The organism is Blattabacterium cuenoti, assembly GCF_014251595.1.
GTDB lineage: Bacteria > Bacteroidota > Bacteroidia > Flavobacteriales > Blattabacteriaceae > Blattabacterium > Blattabacterium cuenoti_Q.
Genome location: NZ_CP059192.1, coordinates 280,653 through 306,728, shown reverse-complemented (window position 1 = coordinate 306,728; position 26,076 = coordinate 280,653). Strand labels below are relative to the sequence as shown.

At 26.3% G+C, this 26,076-nt stretch carries 24 protein-coding genes and 2 tRNA genes; 12 read left to right on the top strand and 14 right to left on the bottom strand.

Annotated elements, in window-relative coordinates; translation table 11 throughout:
• The first annotated feature begins 7 nt into the window (after positions 1-7).
• The 3 genes from dnaG to mtaB all read left to right on the top strand — a co-directional run bounded on the left by dnaG (position 8) and on the right by mtaB (position 3,870).
• The gene (gene dnaG / locus H0H66_RS01455; RefSeq protein WP_185858211.1) at positions 8-1,846 is read left to right on the top strand and encodes a DNA primase; all 1,839 of its coding nucleotides are present in this window, start codon (positions 8-10) and stop codon (positions 1,844-1,846) included.
• Positions 1,847-1,912: 66 nt separating this feature from the next.
• Entirely contained in the window at positions 1,913-2,557 is a 645-nt protein-coding gene (locus H0H66_RS01450) for a peroxiredoxin (RefSeq protein WP_185858210.1), read from the top strand.
• Complete coding sequence (gene mtaB, locus H0H66_RS01445; protein WP_185858237.1) at positions 2,551-3,870, top strand: tRNA (N(6)-L-threonylcarbamoyladenosine(37)-C(2))-methylthiotransferase MtaB; 1,320 nt, start codon at positions 2,551-2,553, stop codon at positions 3,868-3,870. The genes H0H66_RS01450 and mtaB overlap by 7 nt, the downstream gene beginning before the upstream one ends.
• On the opposite strand, the gene lipB is transcribed toward mtaB, so the two are convergent.
• The gene (gene lipB / locus H0H66_RS01440) at positions 3,867-4,586 is read right to left on the bottom strand and encodes a lipoyl(octanoyl) transferase LipB (protein WP_185858209.1); all 720 of its coding nucleotides are present in this window, start codon (positions 4,584-4,586) and stop codon (positions 3,867-3,869) included. The genes mtaB and lipB overlap by 4 nt on opposite strands.
• An 87-nt stretch (positions 4,587-4,673) precedes the next feature.
• Between lipB and lysS the strand changes: the two genes are divergently transcribed.
• Complete coding sequence (gene lysS / locus H0H66_RS01435) at positions 4,674-6,170, top strand: lysine--tRNA ligase (RefSeq protein ID WP_185858236.1); 1,497 nt, start codon at positions 4,674-4,676, stop codon at positions 6,168-6,170.
• Positions 6,171-6,179: 9 nt separating this feature from the next.
• Here the strand turns inward: lysS and H0H66_RS01430 are convergent, their stop codons facing one another.
• Positions 6,180-7,145 (bottom strand): amidohydrolase family protein, encoded by a 966-nt coding sequence (locus H0H66_RS01430; protein WP_185858208.1) that lies wholly within the window; start codon positions 7,143-7,145, stop codon positions 6,180-6,182.
• 11 nt (positions 7,146-7,156) lie between these two features.
• A complete protein-coding gene (rsmG, locus tag H0H66_RS01425; RefSeq protein WP_185858207.1) occupies positions 7,157-7,777 on the bottom strand; it encodes a 16S rRNA (guanine(527)-N(7))-methyltransferase RsmG in 621 nt (206 codons plus the stop codon).
• Positions 7,778-7,865: 88 nt separating this feature from the next.
• On the opposite strand from rsmG, the gene H0H66_RS01420 reads away from it, so the two are divergent.
• The gene (locus H0H66_RS01420; RefSeq protein ID WP_185858206.1) at positions 7,866-9,053 is read left to right on the top strand and encodes a pyridoxal phosphate-dependent aminotransferase; all 1,188 of its coding nucleotides are present in this window, start codon (positions 7,866-7,868) and stop codon (positions 9,051-9,053) included.
• Between the two features lie 5 nt (positions 9,054-9,058).
• Here H0H66_RS01420 and H0H66_RS01415 read toward each other — a convergent pair.
• The 4 genes from H0H66_RS01415 to H0H66_RS01400 all read right to left on the bottom strand — a co-directional run bounded on the left by H0H66_RS01415 (position 9,059) and on the right by H0H66_RS01400 (position 11,760).
• A tRNA-His gene (locus tag H0H66_RS01415) sits at positions 9,059-9,136 on the bottom strand.
• A 23-nt stretch (positions 9,137-9,159) separates the two neighbouring features.
• Complete coding sequence (locus H0H66_RS01410; protein ID WP_185858205.1) at positions 9,160-10,188, bottom strand: diphosphomevalonate/mevalonate 3,5-bisphosphate decarboxylase family protein; 1,029 nt, start codon at positions 10,186-10,188, stop codon at positions 9,160-9,162.
• Positions 10,189-10,240: 52 nt separating this feature from the next.
• Entirely contained in the window at positions 10,241-11,647 is a 1,407-nt protein-coding gene (locus tag H0H66_RS01405; RefSeq protein WP_185858204.1) for a dicarboxylate/amino acid:cation symporter, read from the bottom strand.
• A gap of 42 nt (positions 11,648-11,689) precedes the next feature.
• Positions 11,690-11,760 (bottom strand) — tRNA-Gln (locus H0H66_RS01400).
• 116 nt (positions 11,761-11,876) lie between these two features.
• Between H0H66_RS01400 and rpsP the strand changes: the two genes are divergently transcribed.
• Positions 11,877-12,215, top strand: a complete 339-nt coding sequence (rpsP, locus tag H0H66_RS01395; protein ID WP_185858203.1) for a 30S ribosomal protein S16 — start codon at positions 11,877-11,879, stop codon at positions 12,213-12,215.
• Between the two features lies 1 nt (position 12,216).
• Here rpsP and truB read toward each other — a convergent pair whose 3' ends face one another.
• Genes truB through gyrB form a run of 3 tightly spaced genes read right to left on the bottom strand, consistent with a single transcriptional unit; the run spans position 12,217 to position 15,655 of the window.
• Positions 12,217-12,915 carry a tRNA pseudouridine(55) synthase TruB gene (gene truB, locus H0H66_RS01390; RefSeq protein WP_185858202.1) on the bottom strand — a complete coding sequence of 233 codons (699 nt, stop codon included), beginning with the start codon at positions 12,913-12,915 and terminating at the stop codon, positions 12,217-12,219.
• Complete coding sequence (locus tag H0H66_RS01385; protein ID WP_185858201.1) at positions 12,912-13,703, bottom strand: undecaprenyl-diphosphate phosphatase; 792 nt, start codon at positions 13,701-13,703, stop codon at positions 12,912-12,914. Before H0H66_RS01385 ends, truB begins: the two co-directional genes overlap by 4 nt.
• A 29-nt stretch (positions 13,704-13,732) precedes the next feature.
• Positions 13,733-15,655 (bottom strand): DNA topoisomerase (ATP-hydrolyzing) subunit B, encoded by a 1,923-nt coding sequence (gene gyrB, locus H0H66_RS01380; RefSeq protein WP_185858200.1) that lies wholly within the window; start codon positions 15,653-15,655, stop codon positions 13,733-13,735.
• Positions 15,656-15,725: 70 nt separating this feature from the next.
• Between gyrB and argH the strand changes: the two genes are divergently transcribed.
• Complete coding sequence (gene argH / locus H0H66_RS01375; RefSeq protein ID WP_185858199.1) at positions 15,726-17,210, top strand: argininosuccinate lyase; 1,485 nt, start codon at positions 15,726-15,728, stop codon at positions 17,208-17,210.
• Here argH and trmD read toward each other — a convergent pair.
• Positions 17,098-17,763 (bottom strand): tRNA (guanosine(37)-N1)-methyltransferase TrmD, encoded by a 666-nt coding sequence (trmD, locus tag H0H66_RS01370; RefSeq protein WP_185858198.1) that lies wholly within the window; start codon positions 17,761-17,763, stop codon positions 17,098-17,100. The two genes, argH and trmD, sit on opposite strands and share 113 nt — an antisense overlap.
• A gap of 92 nt (positions 17,764-17,855) precedes the next feature.
• On the opposite strand from trmD, the gene der reads away from it, so the two are divergent.
• From der to H0H66_RS01355, 3 genes are all read left to right on the top strand, one after another.
• Complete coding sequence (der, locus tag H0H66_RS01365) at positions 17,856-19,178, top strand: ribosome biogenesis GTPase Der (protein WP_185858197.1); 1,323 nt, start codon at positions 17,856-17,858, stop codon at positions 19,176-19,178.
• A 24-nt stretch (positions 19,179-19,202) separates the two neighbouring features.
• Entirely contained in the window at positions 19,203-19,814 is a 612-nt protein-coding gene (ruvA, locus tag H0H66_RS01360; protein ID WP_185858196.1) for a Holliday junction branch migration protein RuvA, read from the top strand.
• 99 nt (positions 19,815-19,913) lie between these two features.
• Positions 19,914-22,217 (top strand): inorganic phosphate transporter, encoded by a 2,304-nt coding sequence (locus H0H66_RS01355; protein ID WP_185858195.1) that lies wholly within the window; start codon positions 19,914-19,916, stop codon positions 22,215-22,217.
• Here the strand turns inward: H0H66_RS01355 and H0H66_RS01350 are convergent.
• Positions 22,214-23,200 (bottom strand): long-chain-fatty-acid--protein ligase, encoded by a 987-nt coding sequence (locus H0H66_RS01350; RefSeq protein ID WP_185858194.1) that lies wholly within the window; start codon positions 23,198-23,200, stop codon positions 22,214-22,216. The two genes, H0H66_RS01355 and H0H66_RS01350, sit on opposite strands and share 4 nt — an antisense overlap.
• Positions 23,190-23,702, bottom strand: coding sequence for a CvpA family protein (locus H0H66_RS01345; protein ID WP_185858193.1), 513 nt, complete (start codon positions 23,700-23,702; stop codon positions 23,190-23,192). Before H0H66_RS01345 ends, H0H66_RS01350 begins: the two co-directional genes overlap by 11 nt.
• Positions 23,703-23,735: 33 nt before the next feature.
• Between H0H66_RS01345 and H0H66_RS01340 the strand changes: the two genes are divergently transcribed.
• Both H0H66_RS01340 and pheS read left to right on the top strand, forming a co-directional pair.
• The gene (locus H0H66_RS01340) at positions 23,736-24,098 is read left to right on the top strand and encodes a hypothetical protein (protein ID WP_185858192.1); all 363 of its coding nucleotides are present in this window, start codon (positions 23,736-23,738) and stop codon (positions 24,096-24,098) included.
• 3 nt (positions 24,099-24,101) lie between these two features.
• Positions 24,102-25,079, top strand: coding sequence for a phenylalanine--tRNA ligase subunit alpha (pheS, locus tag H0H66_RS01335; protein ID WP_185858191.1), 978 nt, complete (start codon positions 24,102-24,104; stop codon positions 25,077-25,079).
• Here the strand turns inward: pheS and rlmB are convergent.
• On the bottom strand, positions 25,063-25,824 hold the full coding sequence (gene rlmB, locus H0H66_RS01330; RefSeq protein WP_185858190.1) for a 23S rRNA (guanosine(2251)-2'-O)-methyltransferase RlmB: 762 nt from the start codon (positions 25,822-25,824) through the stop codon (positions 25,063-25,065). The two genes, pheS and rlmB, sit on opposite strands and share 17 nt — an antisense overlap.
• Positions 25,825-26,076 lie beyond the last annotated feature (252 nt).

The following is a 26,076-nucleotide window of genomic DNA, read 5'->3' as shown; positions in this document are numbered from 1 at the left end:
TTATTTAATGATTTCTAAAGAAACTGTAAAAAAAATACTTTCTATTTCTTGTATTGAAGATGTTATTGGAGATTTTGTAGAATTAAAAAAAAGTGGTTTTAATTATAGAGGACTAAGCCCTTTTTCTAATGAGAAAACACCTTCTCTTATAGTGTCTCCTACAAAAAAAATATGGAAAGATTTTAGTTCTGGAAAAGGGGGAAATATACTCACTTTTCTGATGGAGCATGAACATTTTACTTATAAGGAATCATTACGTTTTCTTGCCAAAAAATATGATGTCAAGATTGATGAGATAGAAGACAACAAGGATAATGAAGAAGAAGAAAAATTGTATTTGATTCAAGATTATGCGAAACGTTTTTTTATTCATCAATTATATGACACTAAAGAAGGACAAAAAAATGGATTGAATTATTTAATTCAAAAAAGAGGTTTTGATATAAAAATTATTCAAAAATTCGAATTAGGTTATGCTCCTATTTCTTGTAATTTACTTACAAAAACTGTATCAAAACAAGGATTTAAAATACGGGATATTCAACAATCTGGATTAACAGTTTTTAGAAAAACTAATCATTTTTTCGATTGTTTCCGTCAACGTGTGATGTTTCCAATACATAATTTATCAGGAAAAGTTATAGGTTTTGGAGGAAGAAATATTAATTCTGTATATTCAAGCACTAAATATATAAATTCGTCAGAAAGTAATATTTTTCAAAAAAGTAAAATTTTATATGGCTTGTTTCAAGCTAAAAAGAATATTTTGAAAGAAAATTTTTGTTATTTAGTGGAAGGATATACAGATGTGATTTCTTTACATCAATTTGGTATAAAAAATGTAGTTTCTTCTTCTGGTATTTCACTCACCGTAGATCAAATCCTATTGATCAAAAAATTTACAAAAAATATTGTTCTTTTTTATGATGGAGATCGTTCTGGAATTAAAGCTTCTTTAAGAGGGATAAATATGATACTAGAACAAGAAATGAATTTACGTATATTATTCATTTATAATGGAGAAGATCCAGATTTTATATCTAAAAAATATTCTTTTTCTCAATTCAAAGATTTTGTAGCCAAAAATAGTTACAATTTTGTTTCCTTTAAACAAAAAATATATGAAAAATTCCATAAAGATGATCCCATTAAGAAATCATTTTTAGTCAAAAATATTTTGAATAGTATTTCAAAAATATCTAATATTATTCAAAAGGAATTATACCTGCAAGAAGCTTCAAAAATACTAAATATTCGTCAAAAAATTCTGATTTCTGAATTGAGAAGAATAAAGGAAAAAAATGCACATAAATTTAGTTCTATTCAGATTAAGAGAGACTCTAAGTTTTTTTTCAAAAAAAGAAATACTCTTCTTCTTCTTGAAGAAGAATTAATTCAATTAATCTTAAATCATGGAAATAAAATCATCAAAAAAAAAGCACACAATACAACGGTTATAGAAGAAGTATTACGCGTATTTAAATCCTATAACTTACGTTTTTTTTTAAAAAAGAATCAAGAAATATTTAATCAAGTTTGTTTACGAAATAAACAAATAATTTCTTCAAATTCTTCAAACAAAAAAAATACAAAATCGTATTCATTATCCAAATGGGATAGAAAAGGAATACAAGTATCCTCTCAAGAGGATCACATGAATCAATATATTCATGATGTTTTATTGAGATATAAATCTTTACATATCTCTAAATTGATTCAAAAAGAAATCATACATTATCAAAATTATCTTACAAAAGATGAGGATAGAGAAGCTTTTTTTAAAAAAATCATGTATTTAACAAATGTTAAAAATGAACTTCATAAAAAATTACATAGATATGTCTGATTTTTTTTGTTTTATTTTTTTATTTTTTTAAGTTTTGGTAAATTCGTGCGTATAAATATGTGAAAAATGAATACATTAATTTCAAAAAAAGCGCCAAATTTTACGGCAAATGCGGTTTTAAATGGGAAAGATATTGTACAAAATTTTACTTTAGAACAATTTCAAGGAAGTAAATATGTTTTACTTTTCTTTTATCCTAAAGATTTTACTTTTGTCTGTCCCACAGAAATATATGCATTTCAAGAAAAAATTCATGATTTTGAAATGAGAAATGTACAAATTATAGCCGTATCTACGGATACAGAACAATCTCATTGGGCTTGGTTACAGATGCCAAAAGAAAAAGGAGGAATACATGGAGTCACTTATCCTATTGTTTCGGATATAAATAAGACTATATCTCATAACTATGGAGTATTATCTGGAAATTGGATTTGCAATAATGAAGAATTAAAAGCAACGGGAGAACTTATTGCTTATAGAGGTTTATTTTTAATAGATAAAGAAGGGATTATCAAACATCTTTTAATTAATGATTTTCCTATAGGAAGGAATGTCCATGAAGCTATTCGTATGATAGATGCTATTCAATATTATGAAAAAAGTGGAGAAGTATGTCCTGCAAATTGGACAAAAGGAAAAAGAACGATAAAAGCTAGTCATAGTGGAATTGTAGATTATTTTTCCTCAAAGAGCCCCCAAAAATCTTGAAAAAAAAAGTAGCATTTCATACCATGGGTTGTAAACTCAATTACGCAGAAACCTCTACCATAGCAAGAAAGTTTTCTAACTTAGATTATCAACATGTTCCTTTCAATAGTTATGCAGATATTTATGTGATCAATAGTTGTTCTGTCACAAAAAATGCAGAAATTGAATTTAAGCATATCGTACGTAATGTTATGAATAAAAATTCAAAAGCTTTTATTGTCGCAATCGGATGTTATGCTCAATTAAATCCTAAAGAGGTATCTTCTATCATTGGAGTTAATCTGGTTTTAGGTTATGAAGAAAAATTTAAAATTATAGATTATATAAATCGAGAATGGTTTTTGAGAAAAAAATATTATGCAAATATTATTTCGAAAAAAACTTATTTTACATCGTTTTCCGTTGGAGATAGAACTCGTTCATTTTTGAAAATCCAGGATGGATGTAACTATAAGTGTAGTTATTGCATTATTCCTATATCAAGAGGGCCTTCTCGTTCTGAAAAAATCGAAAACATATTGAAAAATATTAGATTTCTTTTTAATAAAGGAGTTAAAGAAATCGTGTTAACAGGCATCAATATAGGCGATTATAGAAAAAACGAAAAAAATAGACCGTTATATACATTTTTTGATTTAATACAAGCTATAGATCAAATACAAGAAAAAGTAAGAATTCGTTTATCTTCTATAGAACCTAATTTGCTTAAAAATGAATGTATTGAATTTTTATCTAAAAGTAAACATTTTGTCCCTCATTTTCATATCCCTTTACAGTCTGGAAGTAATGAAATATTATTAAAAATGAATAGACGTTACAGACGAGAACTTTATCAAGAAAAAGTAAATAAAATTCGATCTTTAATGCCAGATGCTTATATAGGTTCTGATATTATTGTTGGTTTTCCTGGAGAAACACATCAAAATTTTTTGGAAACTTTTCATTTTTTGAAAAAATTAGAAATTTCATCTTTACATATATTTACCTATTCTTCTAGACCTCATACACAATCTAGCACAATACAGGAAAATGTATCTAAAAAAATACAAGGGAAACGAAATCAAGTTTTAAGAATCCTTTCAAACAAAAAATACCGTTTTTTCTGTAAAAAACAAATTTATACTAAAAAAACCGTTTTATTCGAAAAAAATTCTCGTCATAAAGAATATTTGTATGGATATACAGAAAATTATATTAGAACTAAAATGCGATTACATTCATACAATTTTTCCATATATGAAAATACATTACAAGATGTATTGATCAAAAAAATAGATAAAGATGGAATTATGATAGTCGAACCCATCAATTAAAATACCATTTTTTTTGGTATATTTATAAATTCGACATCAAAAATTTCTTGAAAAGATTCCTTTACCATATGTTTCACTTTTTGAAAAGAGATATCATTATTTTTTAATTCTTTTTTTAAAGAAGTTACTTCTTGATTATCAATTCCACAAGGTATAATATAATTGAAATACTGTAAATCTGTATTGACATTTAAAGCGAATCCATGCATCGTTACCCAACGACTCATTCTAATTCCTATTGCACATATTTTTCTGGATTTTCCATTTTTTACATTAAACCAAACTCCTGTTTTTCCTTTTTTTCGTTCTCCCTTGATTTCATAATTTTTCCATAAAAAATGGATAATCACTTCTTCTAAAAGACGGAGATATTTATGAATATCCGTAAAAAAATAATCCATATTTAAAATGGGATATCCTATCAATTGTCCAGGCCCATGATAAGTGATATCTCCTCCTCGATCTGTTTGATAAAAAGAAACATCTATTTTTTTTAAAAAATCAGATGAAACCAATAAATGGTTATTCTTTTTTCCATTTTTTCCTATGGTATATACATGAGGGTGTTCTACAAATAGAAAATATCCCGCTTTTTGATCGGGTGTCTTATTTATTTTTTTTTGTATGATATCATCAAATAATTTTTTTTGATATTTCCAAGTTTCTTGATATTCTTTTTTTCCTAAATCTTCTAAAAAAAGTATTTTTTTTTTCATAGTTTGTGAAAAATTTATATAACAAATGTACCTTCGTTTCATTCAATTCGTTCGTTTCGTATGGAAGACATACACATAAATCATTCTATGATCTATTTATCAGAACAACAAATTATACGAAGAAAAAAACTAGATAAACTGAAATTGTTGGGAATCAATCCTTATCCATCAGAAGAATATATTACAACGACGACCATTTGTAAGATACAAAAAAATTTTAAGGAAAAAGAAACTATAAGTATAGCTGGACGTTTAATGCGTTTACGTATTTTAGGAAAAGCTTCTTTTGGGGAGATAAAAGATCATACGGGTTGTATACAAATATATTTTACTCAGGATCATTTATTGTTATCTTCGAATAACATGAAAAAAAAAGATGCTTATAATATTTTTTTGAAAAAACTTATAGATATAGGAGATATCATTGGAATAAAAGGTCTTTTATTTAAGACAAAAATGGATGAAATCACCATACATGTTCATCAATTCACTTTATTGTCTAAATCTATACGACCCTTACCACAAGTCAAAGTGGATAAAAATAAAAAAATATATGATGCTTTCTCCAATACGGAACAGCGTTATCGTATGCGTTATGTTGATCTTATAGTCAATGATCATGTAAAAGAAATTTTTTTAAAACGGACACATATCATACAAAAAATAAGGAATTTCTTAAATGATCAAGAATATATAGAAGTAGATACTCCCATTCTACAATCCATTCCTGGAGGAGCTATAGCTCGTCCTTTCAAAACGTATCATAATACACTGGGGATTCCATTATATTTACGTATCGCTAATGAACTTTATTTAAAAAGATTGATTGTAGGAGGATTTCATGGGGTATATGAATTTTCCAGAAATTTTAGAAATGAGGGGATGGATCGTTTTCATAATCCAGAGTTTACCGTATTAGAACTTTATGTTGCTTATAAAGATTATTACTGGATGATGAATTTTACAGAAAAATTAATGAAATGTATCTGTAATAAATTTCAAAAAAATCATCATATTAATTTTAAAACTCCTTTTCCTCGTATCCCAATACTAGATTCGATTCAAAAATATACCGGATTTAATATCAAAGAAATGGGAAAGGATAAACTAAGAAAAGTTTGTCAGAAATTGCATATAGAAGAAAATATAAAAATGAGTAAGGCTAAACTGATTGAAAATATTTTTGAAACAAAATGCGAAAAAAATTATATCGATCCTACTTTTATTATTGATTATCCTATAGAAATGAGTCCTTTAACCCAAAAACACCGTGATAAAGAAAATTTATCCGAACGTTTTGAACTCATTATCAATGGTCAAGAAATTGCTAACTCTTATTCCGAACTTAATGATCCTATAGATCAACTGAATCGTTTACGAGAACAAATGAAATTTTCCGAAAAAAACATAAAAGACGAATCTATATCAATTGATCAAGATTTTATACGTTCTTTGGAATTTGGTATGCCTCCGACTGCAGGAATTGGAATTGGAATCGATCGTTTAGTAATGTTATTGACTCAAAAAAAATCAATTCAAGAAGTGTTATTTTTTCCACAAATGCGTCCAGAAAAAAAAAGATAAAAAAATAAATTACTTTTTTTTCAATCCTAATACTTTTAATCCATTGATTGTCGCAATTTTTACCAAATGATCTATATCATAATAATGACAAGCTTCCAACATCACTCTTAGTTCTATCCATAAATTTCCATCAGAAAAAGGTTTATAGATATCACAAATATTATCTGTACCAAAAGCCACTATAATTCCTTCAGGAACCATCTCGTCTACTGGAGTGATAGAATTATGAGTAGGAGTTAAACGTTCACTTCTAGTATGATCAATCCAAGCAATGGGACAAGATATTACCATTAAGTCTGCTTTTTTCATTAATTGGTATATTTGATAACGATAATTTCTTGCATGTGCGGCTAAAGAAACACTATGTATGGCGACTACTTTTCCTTGCATTCCATGTTCTATTGTTTTTTTTGCTAGTTTTTCAGTTTCTTTTTCATCTATTGTATTAAATTGATCCACATGTACATGTACAATTTTTCCTTTTTTTTTAGCTGTTTGTAATAAAATATCTAGATGTTCATCTTCTTTTCCAGAATCTATAGCAGGTAATCCACCAATAATATCTACAAATTCTATTGATTGATCAAACCAATATTTTGACTTTTGATTCAAAATACCTTTAAGAACTTGATTTGCGAAACAAATATGAATAGAATTTTCATAATTATTTTTCAATTTTTTAGCGGCTTTTAAGGCGCGATCTTCAATAACTTCATCTACATCAATAAAAGAACATAAAGCTTGAGTTCCTTGCATTAAAAAATATTCTAAGGCTTTTTCCATACGGATATAAATGTCTTCTGCAGTCGCTAAACGTTTCATTTCATCAACCAAATACCATTTTTGTTTAAGAGGATAATAAGAGTATTTGAAATTTTTTTTTGTTAGAGTATAAGCTCTATCCAAGTGAGCATGAGCATTGACCCATCCTCCTTTTTGTTTTACTTTTTTTACAAAAATTTTTTTAGGATTCATTTTTCATTCGTTTAAATATTGGAAATCCAAACAATTTTTTTAGTGATAAAAAATGGTTCATTAAAATAATGATTTAAAGGATATTCTACTGCATGAGGAAATCTTTTTAATTCATCATAAAGATTTCCTCCTTTTATATAGAAAGCTCCATTTTGTATTTTATAAGTAGATTTGTATTTAAATTTATCTTTTATCCAATTATGGATGATGTCTATTTTTTTGACATATCGAGTAACTACAAAATCAAATTGATTTTCTAATTTCTCTGCACGTATACAAATAGGAAACACATTTTTTAAATGAAGATGATATATAATTTTTTCTATAATTTTTATTTTTTTTCTAATAGAATCTACTAATATAAATTTTGTATGAGGAAAAACGATAGATAAAGGAATACCCGGAAATCCTCCTCCTGTACCTAAATCCATGACGCATGAACCAGGATAAAAAGAAAATACTTTAGCAATTCCTAAACAAAATAGAACGTGTTGTTGATAAAAATCGTTAAATGTTTTTCTCGAAATTAAATTTACATATGTATTCCAATATGCATATAAATTTTTTAAAGAAGACAGTTTATAGATTTGTTGATCCAATAGATTTGGAAAATATTTTTGAATTAATTCCATATTATGAATGAACAATAAATTTATAATCAAATTTATTTAGATTTGTAATCATTTCAAATAATTCCAATAATTAATAAATATTTATGATATGAAAAATAGACTATCCTATCGTTTACAGAATATATCTTATTCACAAACCATAGCTATGTCGTCTAAAGCCAGAGAATTGAAAAATCAAGGTTATGACGTTATAAATTTGAGTTTGGGAGAACCTGATTTTTCACCACCTAATTTTATTTTATCCGATGCAAAAAAAGCTATAGATAAAGGGTATCACCATTATACTCCCGTATCCGGATATTTAGAGCTTAAGAAAGTAATATGCCAAAAATTTTACCGTGATAATCATTTAAAATATACACCTTCTCAAATTGTAGTTTCTAACGGAGCTAAACAAGCTATCATGAATGTTCTTTTGTCTTTATTGAATAAAGACGATGAAGTAATTATCCCTGCTCCTTATTGGGTTAGTTATTTACAAATGGTAAAATTTTGTGAATCTTATCCTGTTATCATTCCAACAATTATGAATAACAATTTTAAGATTGATCCAGAACAATTGGAAAAAGCGATAACATCTAAAACAAAATTGTTTATTTTTAGTACTCCTTGTAATCCTACCGGAAGTGTTTATTCTTATGAAGAACTCAAAAATTTATCGGAAGTTTTAAAAAAACATCCAGAAATCATGATTATTTCTGATGAAATTTATGAACATATTTGTTATTCCGAAAAACATACTAGTATTGCTACATTTCCTGAAATTTATCATCAAGTTATTACCGTGAATGGATTATCTAAAGCTTTTTCAATGACAGGTTGGAGAATTGGATATATTGGAGCTCCAGAATGGATTGCTCAATCTTGTGATAAAATACAAGGACAAATGACATCTTGCGCCAATTCAATTGCACAGATGGCTGCTGTGACTGCGTTAGATGCTCATCCCAATAAAATAGAATATATGATCAAAGAGTTTGAAAAAAGAAGAAATCTAGTTTTAGATATGATAAAAGAAATTGATGGATTTCAATTTTATAAACCTAACGGAGCTTTTTACATTTTTCCAAAAGTTTCATATTTTTTTGGACAAAAGTTACATGGAAAGATCATTAAAAATTCAGATGAATTTTCTGAATTTTTACTTCATAAAACGAAAGTAGCTACCGTTAGTGGAAGTGCTTTTGGAGATAATGAATGTTTACGTATTTCTTATGCTTCATCAGAAGATAAAATCATAGAAGCTTTCAAAAGAATTAAAAAGATATTAAATTGAAATTATGGGGTGGACGACCGGATTCGAACCGGCGACCCTCAGAACCACAATCTGATGCTCTAAACCAGCTGAGCTACGTCCACCAAAATAAAAACAAAGATAATTATTAATTATACAAACAGAAACTTTCTATAATTTTTTTACAAAAAGAAAATAAATCACTATATATCCATTTAATAATGGATGTTTTTTCTTGAATAGGATATAATAGATGAACATTAGCGCCTGCATCTAATGTAAAATAAATATTTTTATTGCTCTTTTTTCTAAAATCCCATACTGTATGAATTACATTCAGTGTATTAGGTTTCATCCATAAAAAATAGGGACGAGAGGTCATAATCATGGCATGAAGAGTCAAAGCTTCATGCTCTATTAATTCTCCAAACTCTTGAAAATCTCCTATTTTTAATATCGATATAAGTCGATTCATGTTTTTATTAGCACATTTAAATCTTTCTTTAGCATAAGGATGGTTACTCATTAACTGATGTCCTTTTGAACTCAATATTTTTTTGGGTTCATCATCTATGATTAAAATAGTATCTTCTATTTTTTTAAAAATGGAATGAACTTCATATGGATATGGGATTGCATAAAGATTATTACTTCCTTTTATAGATTGATGATATCCCCAAATAACGAGTCCAGGATAAATTGATCTGCATGCACTTCCAGAACCTAATCTAGCTAAAAAAGAAGCTTTTTGTAAAAAAAAATCTTCTTTTAAAGAAGAGACCAATTTTTTTTCTATTTTCATGATACATAATGCTAAAGCACTCATGGAAGAAGCGGAAGAAGCTATTCCACTACTATGTGGAAAAGTGTTATAGGTTTCTATAATAAAATTAAAATCTCGTAAGTAGGAACAATAAAATGAAATTCTATGAAAAAATTCTAAAATTTTTGGAAGAAAACTAGTTTTTTCTTTTCCTGAAAAAAATACTCTTATAGATTTTTTTTTCTTTTTATTTTTTTTCTCTTTATAAATTAATCGTGTAACTGTGTATACTTTTCCTAAAGAATAACTAATAGACGAATTCAATGGTATTTGAATTTGATTATTATGTTTTCCCCAGTATTTAATTAAAGCTATATTGGAATTACACTTGCTGGTAACTACTCCGGTGGGCATAGAACATTTTTTTCCTATAAAAAAACAATTTTTTTCAAAATTCAATTACAAATTATTTTCTACCATTTTCTCCTTGGATATAATCTAACATTTTTTTTTCATCCAATTCTCCTTCCGAACGAGCAATTACACAACTTGCTAATCCATTTCCTATAACATTTACGGTAGTTCTAGCCATATCCATTAATTCATCTATTCCTATAATTGCTAATATGGGCCAAGTAGGTAATCCAAAAGAAGCTACAGTAGCTAAAAGAATTACTAAAGATGCTCTAGGAACTCCAGCAACTCCTTTACTGGTTAAAATTAACGTAAGTCCTATAAATATTTGCTGACTAAAACTCAAAGGAATACCAGATGCTTGTGCTACAAAAACGGTTGCTAATGATAAATAAAGAGTAGTTCCATCTAAATTAAAGCTATAACCTGTCGGAATTACAAAAGCTATAATTTTTCTAGGAACACCTAGTTTTTCTAAATTTTCCATAAGTAAAGGCAAGGCAGATTCGGAACTCGTAGTAGCAAACGCGAGTGATACAGGTTCCGTTAATGCTTTTATAAAACCTTTTAAAGGAACTTTAATCCACAAAAGAATAGGAAATAAAACAACGATCAAAAAAATCAATAAAGCAATATAAAGAGTCAATAATAATTGAAATAAATTATATAAAATATCCAATCCCATATGTCCTACTGTATAAGCAATGGCAGATCCCACCCCTATAGGGGCAAAATACATAATAATTTTAGTAAATTTGAACATGATTTCTGAAAGACTTTCTGCAAATAGTAATATAGGACTTCGTTTCTTATCTTCTAAGAAAACCATGGATACACCAAATATAACGGAAAATATCACTATGGGTAATACATCTCCATGATAGATCGATTTTATAAAATTTTCCGGAAATACATGAAGAATTGTATCTTGCCAAGTTCTACTTTCTACTTTTGGTAATTGTTGTTGCATCATTCCTGAAGGCATCACAATACCCACCCCTGCTTGAGATACATTAATGGCTATAAGACCAATAAACAAAGCTAAAGTTGTCACCACTTCAAAATATAATAGAGATTTCCACCCCATGCTACCTAATTGTTTAATATTAGAATGACTTGCTATTCCAACTACCAAAGTTGAAAATAATATTGGAGAAATAATAGTTTTTATCAATCTCAAAAATATTTGAGATAAAAATCTGAGTTCCACAGCAATTTTTGGCATATCTAATCCCATTTCTATTCCTATGATAATAGATAATAAGATCCAAGTCGTTAAATCTTTTTTCATAAAAGAATACAATGTGAAAATTGATATAACGAAACATCTTAATATGCAAAGAGAAAATTTATCCAATCCTAATAAGGATTTTGATAAATGAATAAATATATATGCTAAAACACTTAAAAAAGCTATTAATAAAACTTTTTCTTTTTTGATTTTCATTCCAATACTCATTTCATTTTGTTCTCTAAAATCCCAAAACTATATACAAGGGAACAGACCCGTAGGGACTCGAACCCCAACTAACAGAACCAAAATCTGCTGTGCTACCGTTACACAACGGGTCTATGAAAAATGTAAATATATATCATTTTTTTTCAAAAACATGATAATTATATCTAAATTTAGACCACTAGACTATAAAAACCTGAATAAAGTTTCATTAATATAATCTAATCAAATTATGTCTGTAAAAATTCGTTTAAAAAGAATTGGAAAAAAGCATAAACCTATTTATCATATAGTTGTAGCTGACTCTCGTTCTCCTAGAGATGGAAAATTTATTGAAAAACTAGGAACATACAATCCTCATACAGATCCTCCTTCTACTGTATTAAAAATGAAAAATGCTGTATCATGGTTGATCAAAGGAGCACAACCAACTCATACGGTAAAATCCATTTTTTCTAAAAACGGTGTTTTATTCAAAAAACATTTATTAGAAGGAGTCAAAAAAGGGGCATTAACTCATGAAGAAATCCAAAAAAAGTTTAATATATGGTACAAAAAATACAAAATTTAATTTATAGTAAATAACACGGAAATTTTTTTGAAACATTTAATTTGATGGAAGAAGAATTCATAGAAAAATTTCCGATTTTTTCTCTTCTTAAAGAAAGGATATAAGCACCGCTATTAAGTGCTTTACCAAAATCTTGGGCGATAGATCTAATATAAGTTCCTTTTCCACATTCTATAAAAAATTTTATGTAGGGAATTGCTATTTTTAGGATATGAAATTTATAAATTTTTACACGTCTAGATTTAAGTCCTATTTTGATTCCTTTTCTAGCATATTCATAGAATCTTTTTCCTTTTATTTTCAAAGCAGAAAAAGATGGGGGATATTGATCGATTTCTCCCAAAAATTTTTGAGATATTTTTTTAATCAATGTAGGAGTAATATGGGAAATGGAAGAATAATTATTCTCTTCTGTTTCTGAATCAAAAGACAAGGTTTCACAACCTAATTTCATAATTCCGGTATAAACTTTTTTATAATTTTGAATTTCATTTACTTTTTTAGTATATTTTCCTGTTAATATTATTAATAAACCTGTAGCAAAAGGATCTAAAGTTCCTGTATGTCCTATTTTTAAATTTTCTTTTTCGGATAGAATATGACTTTTTATTTTTTTGACAATGTCAAAAGAAGTCCATCCCCATGGTTTATCGACCAATAATATTTTTCCATTTTTAAATTCTGATAAACTTTGAATCAAAATTTTTCAATCGGTTTTATTAAATAATGGACAATGATAAAAAAAGTTCCTAAAATAATTCTATAGTATCCAAATAATTTAAAATTTTTTAAATATTTTATGAAACATTTTATAGTTATCATTCCGGTTATAAAAGATACTATATTTCCTAATAACAGTAATTCTATATCTTTAAATGTAAAAGAACTTAATTGAAAATAATAGTCAAATAACTTTTTACATGTAGCAATTCCAATAACCGGTACAGATAAAAATAAAGAAAATTCAATGGTTTTTATCTTATTTACGTTTTGAAGCATACCAGCAACAATAGTCGTTGCACTTCTAGATACACCTGGAATTAAAGCCATACATTGAAATAATCCAATAATAAAAGCGGTAAAATAAGTAATCCCATTTTTTTTATGAAAAAAATTTTTTTCATAAAAAACTTCTACTTTCAAAATCAATAATCCTCCTATCAATAGAGATAAAGCGATGATGAGTGGTTTATCTAAAAAAAAATTGGTTATCCTGTTGAAAAAAAAACCCAAAATACCTACAGGAAAAGTCGCTAAAAAAATTTTTATATAAAAATCCCATTTTTGAAAAAAAAACTTTTTTCTATACAAAAAAATTACAGATAAAATAGTTCCAAACTGAACAGAAACAATAAATAAATTTGTTATTTTATTTTTAATAATTCCCATTATGGATGCTGCAAAAATCATGTGTCCTGTAGAAGAAATAGGAAAAAATTCTGTAATTCCTTCAATAATCCCTAATAGGATCGATTGAATATAATTCATTTTGATTGATTTTTTTAACTAAAAAAAAATTAAACATCAATTTTTGCATGTATCGCATTTTTTTCTATAAAATTTCTTCTTGGAGGAACTTCGTCTCCCATAAGAATTGAGAATATATTATCGGCTTCTGAATAATCAGATATATTCACTTTACGTAAAGTTCTTTTTTTAGGATTCATAGTTGTTTCCCAAAGTTGTTCTGCATTCATTTCTCCTAATCCTTTGTATCGTTGTATATAGACATATTTTCTTCCTCCCAATTGATGGATAATGTTTTCTCTTTCTTGATCATTCCAAGCATATTGATAATGATTTCCTTTTCTAATTAAATAAAGTGGAGGCGTAGCAATATAAATGTGACCCTTTTCTATTAAAGGTTTCATATAACGAAAAAATAATGTTAAAATTAAAGTGGAAATATGACTTCCATCTATATCAGCATCTGTCATAATAATAATTTTATTATATCTAAGTTTTTTTATATTTAAAATTTTTTGATCTTCTTCTGTCCCAATCGAAACTCCTAAAGAAGAAAATATATTTTTAATTTCTTCATTTTCAAATATTTTATACTGTACAGCTTTTTCTACATTTAATATTTTACCTCTTAAAGGTAAAATCGCTTGAAAATTTCTATCTCTTCCTTGTTTAGCCGTTCCTCCTGCAGAATCTCCTTCTACTAAATAAATTTCACAGTTTTCGGGATTATTGAAAGAACAATCTGCTAGTTTACCAGGCAAAATACTACTGATAGGAGTTTTTTTCTGTATCAATTCACGAGCTTTTTTAGCAGCTTGACGTGCTTTAGCTGATAATATTATTTTATCAATAATTTTTTTTCTATCACTAGGATGTTCTTCTAAATAATTATACAATGTCTCTCCCACAATTTTGTCTACAATACCTCCTACTTCGTGATTGCTTAATTTTGTTTTAGTTTGTCCTTCAAATTGAGGGTCCATTACTCTAACAGATATAATTGCCGTAATTCCTTCTCTAAAATCATCTCCAGTCAATTCGATTTTATTCGATATAAATCCATATACATCTATATATTTTTTAAACGTTCTTGTTAAAGCTCTTCTAAAACCAGAAATATGAGTTCCTCCTTCATAAGTATTGATGTTATTAACATAAGAGTAAATTTTTTCTTTAAAAGAAGTATTGTATTGCATGGCAATTTCGACAAGAGTATTATCTTTTTCTTCTTCAATACAAATAATATTTTTGGTTAAAGATTCTTTATTTTTATCTAAAATCGGTAAATATTCTTTTAATCCATTTTTAGAAAAAAAATGTTCTTTTATATTCACTCTTTCATCTTTCAAAAATAAACGTAGACCTTTATTTAAAAAAGATAACTCTTTTAATCGATTAGCTAAAATTTCATAATTATATGTAATGGAATTAAAAATATAATGATCAGCAATATAGGTAATTTTTGTTCCTTGCATATTAGTTTCACCTAAATATTTTACAGAATAAAGCGGTTTTCCTTTACAATATTCTTGTTGATAAATTTTTCTGTTACGATAAATTGTGACTATAAGTTTATTAGACAAAGCATTAACACAAGAAATTCCTACACCGTGCAATCCTCCAGAAACTTTATAAGAATTTTTGTCAAATTTTCCACCTGCCCCAATTTGAGTCATGACAACTTCTAGAGCCGATTTTCCTTCTTTTTTATGAATATCTATTGGAATCCCACGACCATTATCAAGAATAGTAATAAATCCATTTTTATGAATTGTTACCGATATTTTATTGCAAAAACCTGCTAAAGCTTCATCCACAGAATTATCTATGACTTCGTAAACCAAATGATGTAATCCTCTAGTTCCTATATCTCCAATATACATAGAAGGTCTAAGTCGAATATGTTCGATTCCTTCAAGAGATTGAATACTATCTGCTGTATAATCTTTGATTGTATTATGTTTTTTATTCATAATCCATTAATTTTTTTATTTTTTACATAAAATTTATAGTTTTATCTAAAGATAGAAAAAATATTATTCCGTGAAAATTTGGGAGAAAAAAACGAATTTTAATTTCAATAAAGAAATAGAAAATTTTACTTCAAGTAAGGATTCAAAAATCGATTTACTTTTAGCACCACATGACGTTATCGGAACTATAGCTCACGTTATTATGTTGAAAAGTATCAAATTATTGAATAAAAAAGATTTAGAAATTTTAATTCAGGAACTACGTAACATTTATATTCATGAGATTTTAAAAAATAATTTTAAGATTGACAAGGGAATAGAAGACATTCATTCTCAGATAGAATTTTTGTTAACCAATCGTTTAGGAGAAGTTGGTAAAAAAATTCATAGTGGTCGATCTAGAAATGATCAAATTTTATTGGATTTAAAACTTTTTATTCGTACAGAAATCAAAGAAATCGTATACATGACTTATTCTTTTTTTGATTTATTATTAAAATTAAGTGAACAACATAAAAACATATTAATGCCTGGTTATACTCATTATCAAATAGCCATGCCTTCTTCTTTTGGTCTTTGGTTTGCCGCATATGCAGAAAGTTTAATAGATGATTTACTATTAATAAGGACAGCATATCGTATTGTAAACAAAAATCCTTTAGGGTCCGCGGCAGGTTATGGTTCTTCTTTACCTTTAAATCGAAAAATGACAACTGATTTATTGGGTTTCGAAAATTTAAATTATAATGTAGTATATGCTCAAATGGGACGTGGAAAAATGGAAAGAATTGTTTCAGAATCTATTTCATCTTTAGCAAGAACTTTAAGCAAAATGGCACAAGATATTTGTTTGTATTTAAGTCAAAATTTTAATTTTATTAATTTTCCTGATGATTTAACTACCGGATCTAGTATTATGCCTCATAAAAAAAATCCAGATGTTTTTGAGATGATACGAGCTAAATGTAACAGGATAACATCATTACCTCATGAAATTTCTTTGATTTCTTCTAATTTATGTTCCGGATATCATAGAGATTTTCAAATTATTAAAGAAAGATTTATTCCGATTTTTGAAGAAATTAAAAAATGTTTCTTTATGTTTAAATATATGTTAAATCATATCATGATCAAAAAAGATATCCTTCAGGATGATAAATATAAATATTTATTTAGTGTTGAAGTTGTTAACAGTTTGGTTGTTGAAAAAGGATATTCTTTTAGAGAAGCTTATCGAAAAGTAGGTTCTGATATCCAAAATGGATGTTTTAAACCCTTTACTAATACTAAGGTTTGTTATTCTCATGAAGGGAGTATAGGAAATTTGTGTAACACACAAATTAAAAATTTGATGCAAGATGTTATCAAAGAATTTGATTTCGATAAAGTAGATAAAATTATAAAACGATTAATTTATAGTAAAATTTATTTTGATAGATCCTCTAATCATCCGATTTTTGTTGGAATTCTTTTGATTTTTTTTCTAACCAATTTTGTATTTTTTGATGATGTCCTGACAGAAGTATTTTTGGAACAGACCAACCTTTATAAATGAGGGGACGAGTATAAATAGGAGGAGCTATGACCGATTCTATTTGAAAAGAATCGGTCATAATAGAATCTTGATTTTTTATGACTCCAGGTAACAATCTAACTATAGATTCTACAACAACAGCAGCAGCTAGTTCTCCTCCAGATAAAATATAATTTCCAATAGATATTTCTTTGGAAATTAAATGATCTCTAATTCTTTGATCAATTCCTTTATAACGCCCACAAAGAATAATAATGTTTTTCTTATTAATTAAATCTTTAGCATATTTTTGTGAAAACAATTTTCCATCAGGAGTCATAAAAATTTTTTCATCATAATTTCTTTCTGATATAAGTTTAGAAAAACATCGATATACAGGTTCTATTCTAATTACCATTCCTGATCCACCCCCATAAGGATAATCATCTACATTTTTTCGTTTTCCTAATCCATATTTACGTAAATCATGAACATGAATATCAATTAAACCTTGATTCATTGCCCTTTTAATAATCGAATTGGAAAAAGGACTATGAAGAATTTCAGGGACTATGCTAACAATATCTATACGCAATCTATTATTTTTTTTTGTTAATATGTAATTTGACTAATAATCTAATAATGAATGAAAAAATTCTACCTTTGTGAATAATTTATTAAATAAAAATGAATTATATCGTATCTATAATAGGACGTCCTAATGTAGGAAAATCGACTTTGTTTAATCGTCTTGTAGGAAGAAGAAAAGCGATTGTTCATATGACAAGTGGAGTAACAAGAGACCGTATTTATGGAAATTCAGAATGGAATGGAGTCAAATTTTCTGTCATAGATACTGGAGGTTTTTCTGTTTCAAATCATAATGCACTTGAAAAAGAAATCCAAAATCAAATTTTCATGGCTATCAGAGAATCTGATGTTATTTTATTTTTAGTAGATATGAAAATAGGAATATTAGATGAAGATAGAGAAATAGCTCAAATATTAAGAAAATGTCAAAAAACCATTCTATTAATTGTGAATAAAGTAGATAACGTAAAATCTATACACTCTAATACAGATTTTTTCCGTTTAGGATTTGAAAAATATCATTATATATCAGCTATAAATGGGAGTGGAACGGGAGAATTGTTGGATGAATTAATAGAAATATTTGAACATAAGTTATTGAAAAAAAAAGAAGAGAAATATGAATTTCTTCCTCGTTTTTCAATAATAGGACGTCCTAATGTAGGAAAATCGACTTTAATTAATTCTTTTCTAAATAAAAATCATCATATCGTGACAAATATTTCGGGAACAACCAGAGATAGTCTAGATGTATTTTATAAAAAATGGGAATATGAATGTATTTTAGTAGATACACCTGGAGTCAGAAAAAAATCCAAAATCAAAGATAACATTGAATTTTATTCTGTCATGAGAACATTAAAAACAATAAAATATGCGGATGTTTGTTTTTTAATGGTCGATGCAAATCGTGGATGGGAAAAACAAGATATAAATATTTTTAGATTAGTGGAAAAAAATAATAAAGGGATTATAATTCTTGTTAATAAATGGGATTTATTTGATAAAAGAAATTTTTGTACACAAAAAGATTACGAATTTATTATCAGAAAAAAAATTTCTCCATTTGATAATGTTCCCATTATTTTTATATCCGCTAAAAATCAAGATGGAATACACAATATTTTACCCATAGCTTATCAAGTTTTAAAATCCCGTAAAAACAGATTAAAAACGAATATTTTAAATAAAATTATGTTACCAATTTTGAAAAAAAATCCTCCTACTACCAATAAAAAAAATAAATATATAACTATAAAATATTGTACTCAGTTGCCTTCATGCACACCCAAATTTATTTTTTTTTCGAATTATCCTCAATACATAAAAGAATCTTATAAAAGATTTATTGAAAACAAAATTCGTTTTCATTTTGATTTTATAGGATCACCCATACAAATTTTTTTTAGAAAGAAATAACTATTATCTATTGATGATAATATCGTGATAACGTATTTAAGAGGCAAGTTAGTAGAGAAAAATCAATCTTATTTAATCATAGATTGTCATGGAATAGGATATCATATTCATATATCCTCATACACCTATTATTCTTTGTTAGAAATAGAAGGAAAAGATATATGCATATATACTTATCTATTTATAAAAGAAAACCAACATGTTTTGTATGGTTTTTTTGGTCAAAAAGAAAGGAAAATATTTTCTGATTTGATATCCGTCAATGGAATAGGTCCAAGTTCTGCTATCATATTATTATCTTCTATGACTCCATATGAAATAGAAAAATCTATATCTCAAGAAGAGATAAAAGTATTTAAAAAAGTGAAAGGAATTGGAACAAAAACAGCTCAAAGAATTATTATGGAACTAAAAGATAAAATTATTAAAGATATTATTCCTATAAAAGAAAAAAACGTAAAACCATTGGAAAATACATCTTATTTAATAAAAAAAGAAGCTTTAAGTGCTTTAAGTGTACTTGGATTTTCTCATCAAGAGGCTAAAAAAGTTATAGATGATATTTGGGATGAAAATCCAATATTTTCTGTAGAAAACCTCATTAAAGAGTCTTTAAAAAGAATTGTAAAATCATAAAAATGATTCACTATTTATTATAAATTATAAATATAAAAAATAAACATTCCATTAATAATATACTTTTGTTTTTTTGTGAATTCAGTAATATTTATTATTATGAAACTTTTTTATCCCTCAATTATAGTGGTTCTTTTTTTCTTATCTATATTTGATATTATTGTTGGTTTAATTAATGATGCCGTTAATTTTCTAAATTCTGCTATTGGATCTCAAGTAGCTTCCCGTCGAACTATTATGATTTTTGCTAGTTTGGGAATTTTATTAGGTGCTTTTTTATCTAGTGGAATGATGGAGGTCGCTAGAAAAGGAGTATTTGATCCTTCTTATTTCTATTTTTCAGATGTTATTTTTATTTTTTTAGCAGTTATGATATCCGATATTATTTTACTAGATGTTTTTAACACTTTGGGTTTACCAACTTCAACTACAGTATCTATGGTTTTTTGTTTATTAGGGTCAGCTTTCAGCATAGCCATGATAAAAATGATTTCTCCGTTCAATAATGAACCATTTCATCATTTAACTTTATATATTAAAACGGAGAAAACATTGACCATTAGTATGGGGATTTTTTTATCTATTATCATTTCTTTTACTTCCGGTGCTTTTATCCATTATTTTATTCGTTATTTTTTTAGTTTTGAATATGAAACGAGATTAAAATATGTAGGAGTAATATGGAGTGCCATTTCATTGAGTAGTATGACTTATTTTCTAATTGTGAAAGGATTGCATAGTACTTTACAGGGATTTATGGATGAAAATTTAACAGGATTTTCCTTATATATTCAATACTTCATCAGGTGGATTCACCATAATTTTTTTATTTTTTTATTTATATTATTTTCAACATGGGCTATTATAGCAAAGATATTTGTTTCTTTAGGATATAACATATTAAAATTTGTTGTATTATATGGTACTTTTTCTTTAGCTATGGCTTTTGCAGGAAATGATTTGGTCAATTTTATTGGAATTCCTATAGCGAGTTTACAATCATATAATATATGGAAAGAATCAGGTAGTCCTCCTGCTGAAAAGTTCAATATGAAAAGTTTATCTGGAAATGTAAAAGTACCATCTTCCGTTTTAATTTTTGCAGGAATGATTATGATATTGACTCTTTGGTTTTCCAAAAAAACAAAAAATATTACAAGTACAGAAATCAATTTAAGTAGACAAAACGAAGGACCAGAAAAATTTTTATCCAATTCCTTTTCTAGAGGAATTGTTCGATTTTTTTTATATTTAGGAAATCATTTATTTAAATTATTTCCCAAAAGATTTTTGGTAAAAATAGAAAAAAACTTTAAACAAAAAAAAATACAAAAAGAAGAAAATATCGCTTTTGATTTAGTTAGAGCTTCTGCTAATTTAACTATATCCAGCATTTTGATATCTATAGCTACAGTTCAAAAACTTCCATTATCGACAACTTTTGTGACTTTTATGGTATCTATGGGGACGTCTCTTTCAGATAGGGCTTGGGATAGAGAAAGTGCTGTTTATAGAGTTTCAGGGGTATTAAAAGTCATAAGAGGATGGTTTTTAACAGGTTTAATTGCCTTTACTATGGCAGGAATCACGGCCATTTTTTTATACTTTTTTCAAGCATGGGCTTTATCCTTTATTATTTTTTTGATTTTATTTGTTTTTTATAGGAGTTATAAAAACTATAATAAAATACAAAATCAAAAAAAAGAGGAAAAACCGTTTTTGGGTATAGAAAACCTTACTTTAGAGACTACTTTAAGCAAAACTTTCGATATTATAAAACCGATGCTTGAATATATTGAGAATATATACAAAAATAGTATAGAAGGTATTACTCAAGAAAATTTAAAAACTCTTCATAAAAGTCGTAATAATTTTTTAAAAGTAAAAGAAAACTATGCAGATATACATAATTCTCTAATTAAAGTGATTAGAAAAACGAAAAATCGCGAACCAATTGCTGGAATTTTTTATCTACATATATACAATAAAATTAAAGAAATTATTGAATCTTCGGATATTATAACGAATCATACATTATTTCATGTTATCAATAGCCATAAACCTTTAAAATATAAACAAAAAAAGAATTTACTTATACTTGAGCTTCTTATGATGGAACATTTCAATATCATAAAAAAAATCACAATAGATGAAAATTATAAGAAAATTCAATTTTCTTGTATGATACAAAATCAAATTATCAAAAAAATTGAGGAGCAAATGAATCAACAAGTAATGGGAATCATAAATAAGAGATATGGAACGAAAAACACTTTATTGATGTTAGACATTCTTTTACAATCCAAAAAAATAACGGAAAACATAGAAAATATTATCATATTGTATCACAAGTCTTTATCCCATATTTCCTCCAAAAAAGACGCATCTTTTTTAGCTTTTTAGGGATCCATCGTGTTACATCCCCGTATTTCCGAAAAATCTATTCTTCCTAACACTTCGAATTTATTATAATTTATTTTTTTTCCCAAATCTTCGGTAGAAACAAAAGGACAAGATAAATAATTCGATAAATCGATAACATCGATTCCTCCTATTCTATTATTATCAATATGGATCAAAGGATCTTCAGTATCTCTTATATATATTTTCATCCAAGGAGGACATTGAAATATACCGTTTTTTTTCGCATATGCTTGAGAAAGTAATTCTGTCATTCCATATTCAGAATGAATTTCCTTTACACAAAAAAAATCTTTCAAAAGATTGTGTAATTCTTCTCGAATAATTTCTTTTCTTTTTCCCTTCATCCCTCCTGTTTCCATAATTATGATTTCATTTTTATGTTTAGTTTGTTTCATTTTATTATTTTTTTCTATAAAATCCAATAAAGAGAAACTAAGTCCAAAAATGAAAATATTTTTATCATTTTGATGAGGAATAAGATGGATATCTTGATAAGAAGTATAGGGAACAAAATGACTTCCATTTTTATATGTTTTTTTTATGAAATATTTGACCATATAAATTAAAGAAGAATTTTTTCTATCTATAGGAAAAAATCCTAAAAACTTAAACTTTTCTATAGGACCATAAAAAAATTCAAAACTTTTTATAATACTATCAAGATAAACATTCAAATCTTTTACATAATGTTTACTTTTTATTCCAGTGGTTCCGCTGCTACTAAAAATGATATCATAAGAATCCATTACATTACTATTCAAAATACGATGTGTTTTAAAAAAAGAAATAGGTAAAAAAGGAATTTTAGAAATATTTTTTATTTCAAATGGATTTATCCCTAAGCGTTGAAGATAAGTTTTATAAATTTTATTATTATTAATTTGATAATGGAATATATCCCATGTCAAATTATCGAATTCTTGTTTTGAAGATATCGAGAAAATTTTTTCTCTAAAATTCATAAAATTTAAAATATAATTCTTTTAATTTATTAAAAAAAGATTCTTTTTGATAGAAAAAAAATTGAAATTTTTTTTCAAAGGAATTTTTCAAGAAATTTTCATCAGAAAAAAGATCTATTTTTTGATTTGCTTCTTTTATAAAAAGAATACATATTGAAATACAAAAAAAATATTTAATCATGCCTAATATTCCTCCTCCCAATTTATCTATAGGTCTCATCCATGTGATAATCATTATGAATTCTATTATTTTTTTAGTTATAAAAGACATAAAAATAATCAAAAAAAGTGAAATGATTACAGAATATATTATAAAAATATATGATTTTTTGTGTACTATATTCATATTTTTTAATATTTCTTGTACAAAATTATAAATATAAAACCCTTTAAAAATCAATATAAAAAATATCATAAATATTAAAAATTGAGAAATTAATCCTTTTTTATATCCATGATATCCTCCATATAAAACTAGGATTACAATAATTATATCTAACATAACTATTTTTATTATAATATAATACTAAGTAAAATGGAAATAAAATTTATGCAACAATTTCATATCAATTGGAATAAAGTCACGTCATATATACAAAATAATTTTTCTATAGAAGGAAAAATTGATATAATTGGAATTATTTACTTAATAGGAATACAGGAATTGGGAAAAGGAACGAATCGTTTTTTCAATAAAGAAGATAAGATTAATATTTTACATATTGCGATATGTAGAATATTAGAACCTTTTGGTTATTATTTTTTCATTGGAAGAGATAAAGAAGGATGGCCACATTATATATTGAAAAATAAAATTCCTTTTAATCAGGAAGGACAATTATTTTTAATTAAAAAAGCAATTATTCGTTATATGAATGAAGAAAATATTCTTGAATAAAATATGGATAAAAAAATCGAAAAAATTAAAGGAGAAATTAAATGTTTTCATATTAAAACATACAATGATTTAGAAACATTTAGAATTAAATTTATAAGTAAAAAAAAGGGAATTATAACAAGTTTATTTAAAGAATTAAAAAAAATTTCCATTTATAAAAAAAAAATTTACGGAAAAATTATTAATGAATTAAAAAAAGAAGTTCAAAATAAAATAAATATTTTTCAATCCCAAAATAATAATGATAAAATATTAAAGTTTGATCCGACTGTCCCGGGAAAATCAATAGAAATTGGAGGACTACATCCATTGTCTATTATAAAAAATAGAATCATAGATATTTTTATGAAAATTGGATTTACTTATGTATATGGACCTGAAATTGAAGATGATTGGCATAATTTTACGGCTTTAAATATTCCAATTTATCATCCGTCTAGAGATATGCAAGATACATTTTTTTTGTGTAAAAATCCAGATATCTTGTTAAGAACACATACTTCCTCTGTGCAAATACGGTACATGAAAAAACATAAACCGCCATTTCGTGTATTGTCCATTGGAAAAGTATATAGAAATGAAACGATATCATCACGTTCAAATTTTATGTTTCATCAAACGGAAGGATTTTATATAGACAAAAAAGTTTCTTTTTATGATTTAAAACAAACGATTGATTATTTAATCACTTCTATTTTTGGAAAAGTTAAGATTAGATTTCGTCCTTCTTATTTTCCATTCACAGAACCTAGTGCTGAAGTAGATATATATTGTAATAATGGATGGATCGAAATTATGGGTTGTGGAATGATAGACCCCCAAGTTTTGAAAAATGTAAATATAAATTCAGAAACTTATTCTGGATTTGCTTTTGGATTGGGAATTGAACGTTTAGCTCTAATAATTTATCAAATAAAAGATATTAGAATTTATTTTAATAATGATATTCGTTTTTTAAAACAATTTAAAAATGAATTTTAGATTGATACTTTCTTTGTCTAAAAATTTCATATAATATAACACCACAAGCAACAGATACGTTTAAAGATGAAATCCCTTTTATTGATGGAATTTTTGCTTTTTCGTAGGAAATTTTTAAATATTTGGAAGAAATTCCTTTTTCTTCGTTTCCCAATATTAAAGCTGTTGGACCGGAAAAATCAATATTATACCAATATATATTGGATTTTTCTGTAGCAGAAACGATTTTTAATCCAGAATTCGTCAAAAATTTGATTGTATTCAATATATTTTTTTCTTGACATATTGGAATCTTAAATAAAGCACCTGAAGAAGTTTTAATTGCATCAGATCCAATCATGGATGTGTATTTTTTTGGAATAATAATAGCATCTACTCCTGCACATGCCGAAGTTCGTATAATAGATCCAAAATTTCTGACATCTGTAATTCGATCTAAAATTATTAAAAGTGGATTTTTCCCTTTTTTATAAAAAAGAGGAAGTAAATTTTCTATATGAAAAGTTTCTATAGGATAAGTAATACCAAAAACTCCTTGATGATTTTTATTTTTTAATTGATAAAATTTTTGTTTTGAAACGGTTTGAGTGGAAATATGCTCTTTTTTGGAAAGATTTATTAATTTTTTGTAAGCACTTGATCCTTGTCTCAATCCTTTTTGAAAAAAAAGCTTTTTAATTGTTTTTTTAGCCATAATTGCTTCGATTAATGGATGTATTCCATAAACAATTTCTAATTTTTTCATAATATCTTATATTATTTTTTATGATCAAAAATTTTAATAAAAGATTTATTAAGTAAATCCTTTATAATCAGTTTCGTAATATCTCTACCAAGATAAAATATGATAATAAAAATTAAAAAATATAAAATAGTTATAATTCCAAATCCTATAACATAATTTCCAAAATAAAAAGAAATAAAAAAACATAAAGCAAGGCTGACTAAAAAAAAAATAATAATACAAAATATTAATAATAAAAAATTCAAAAAAATC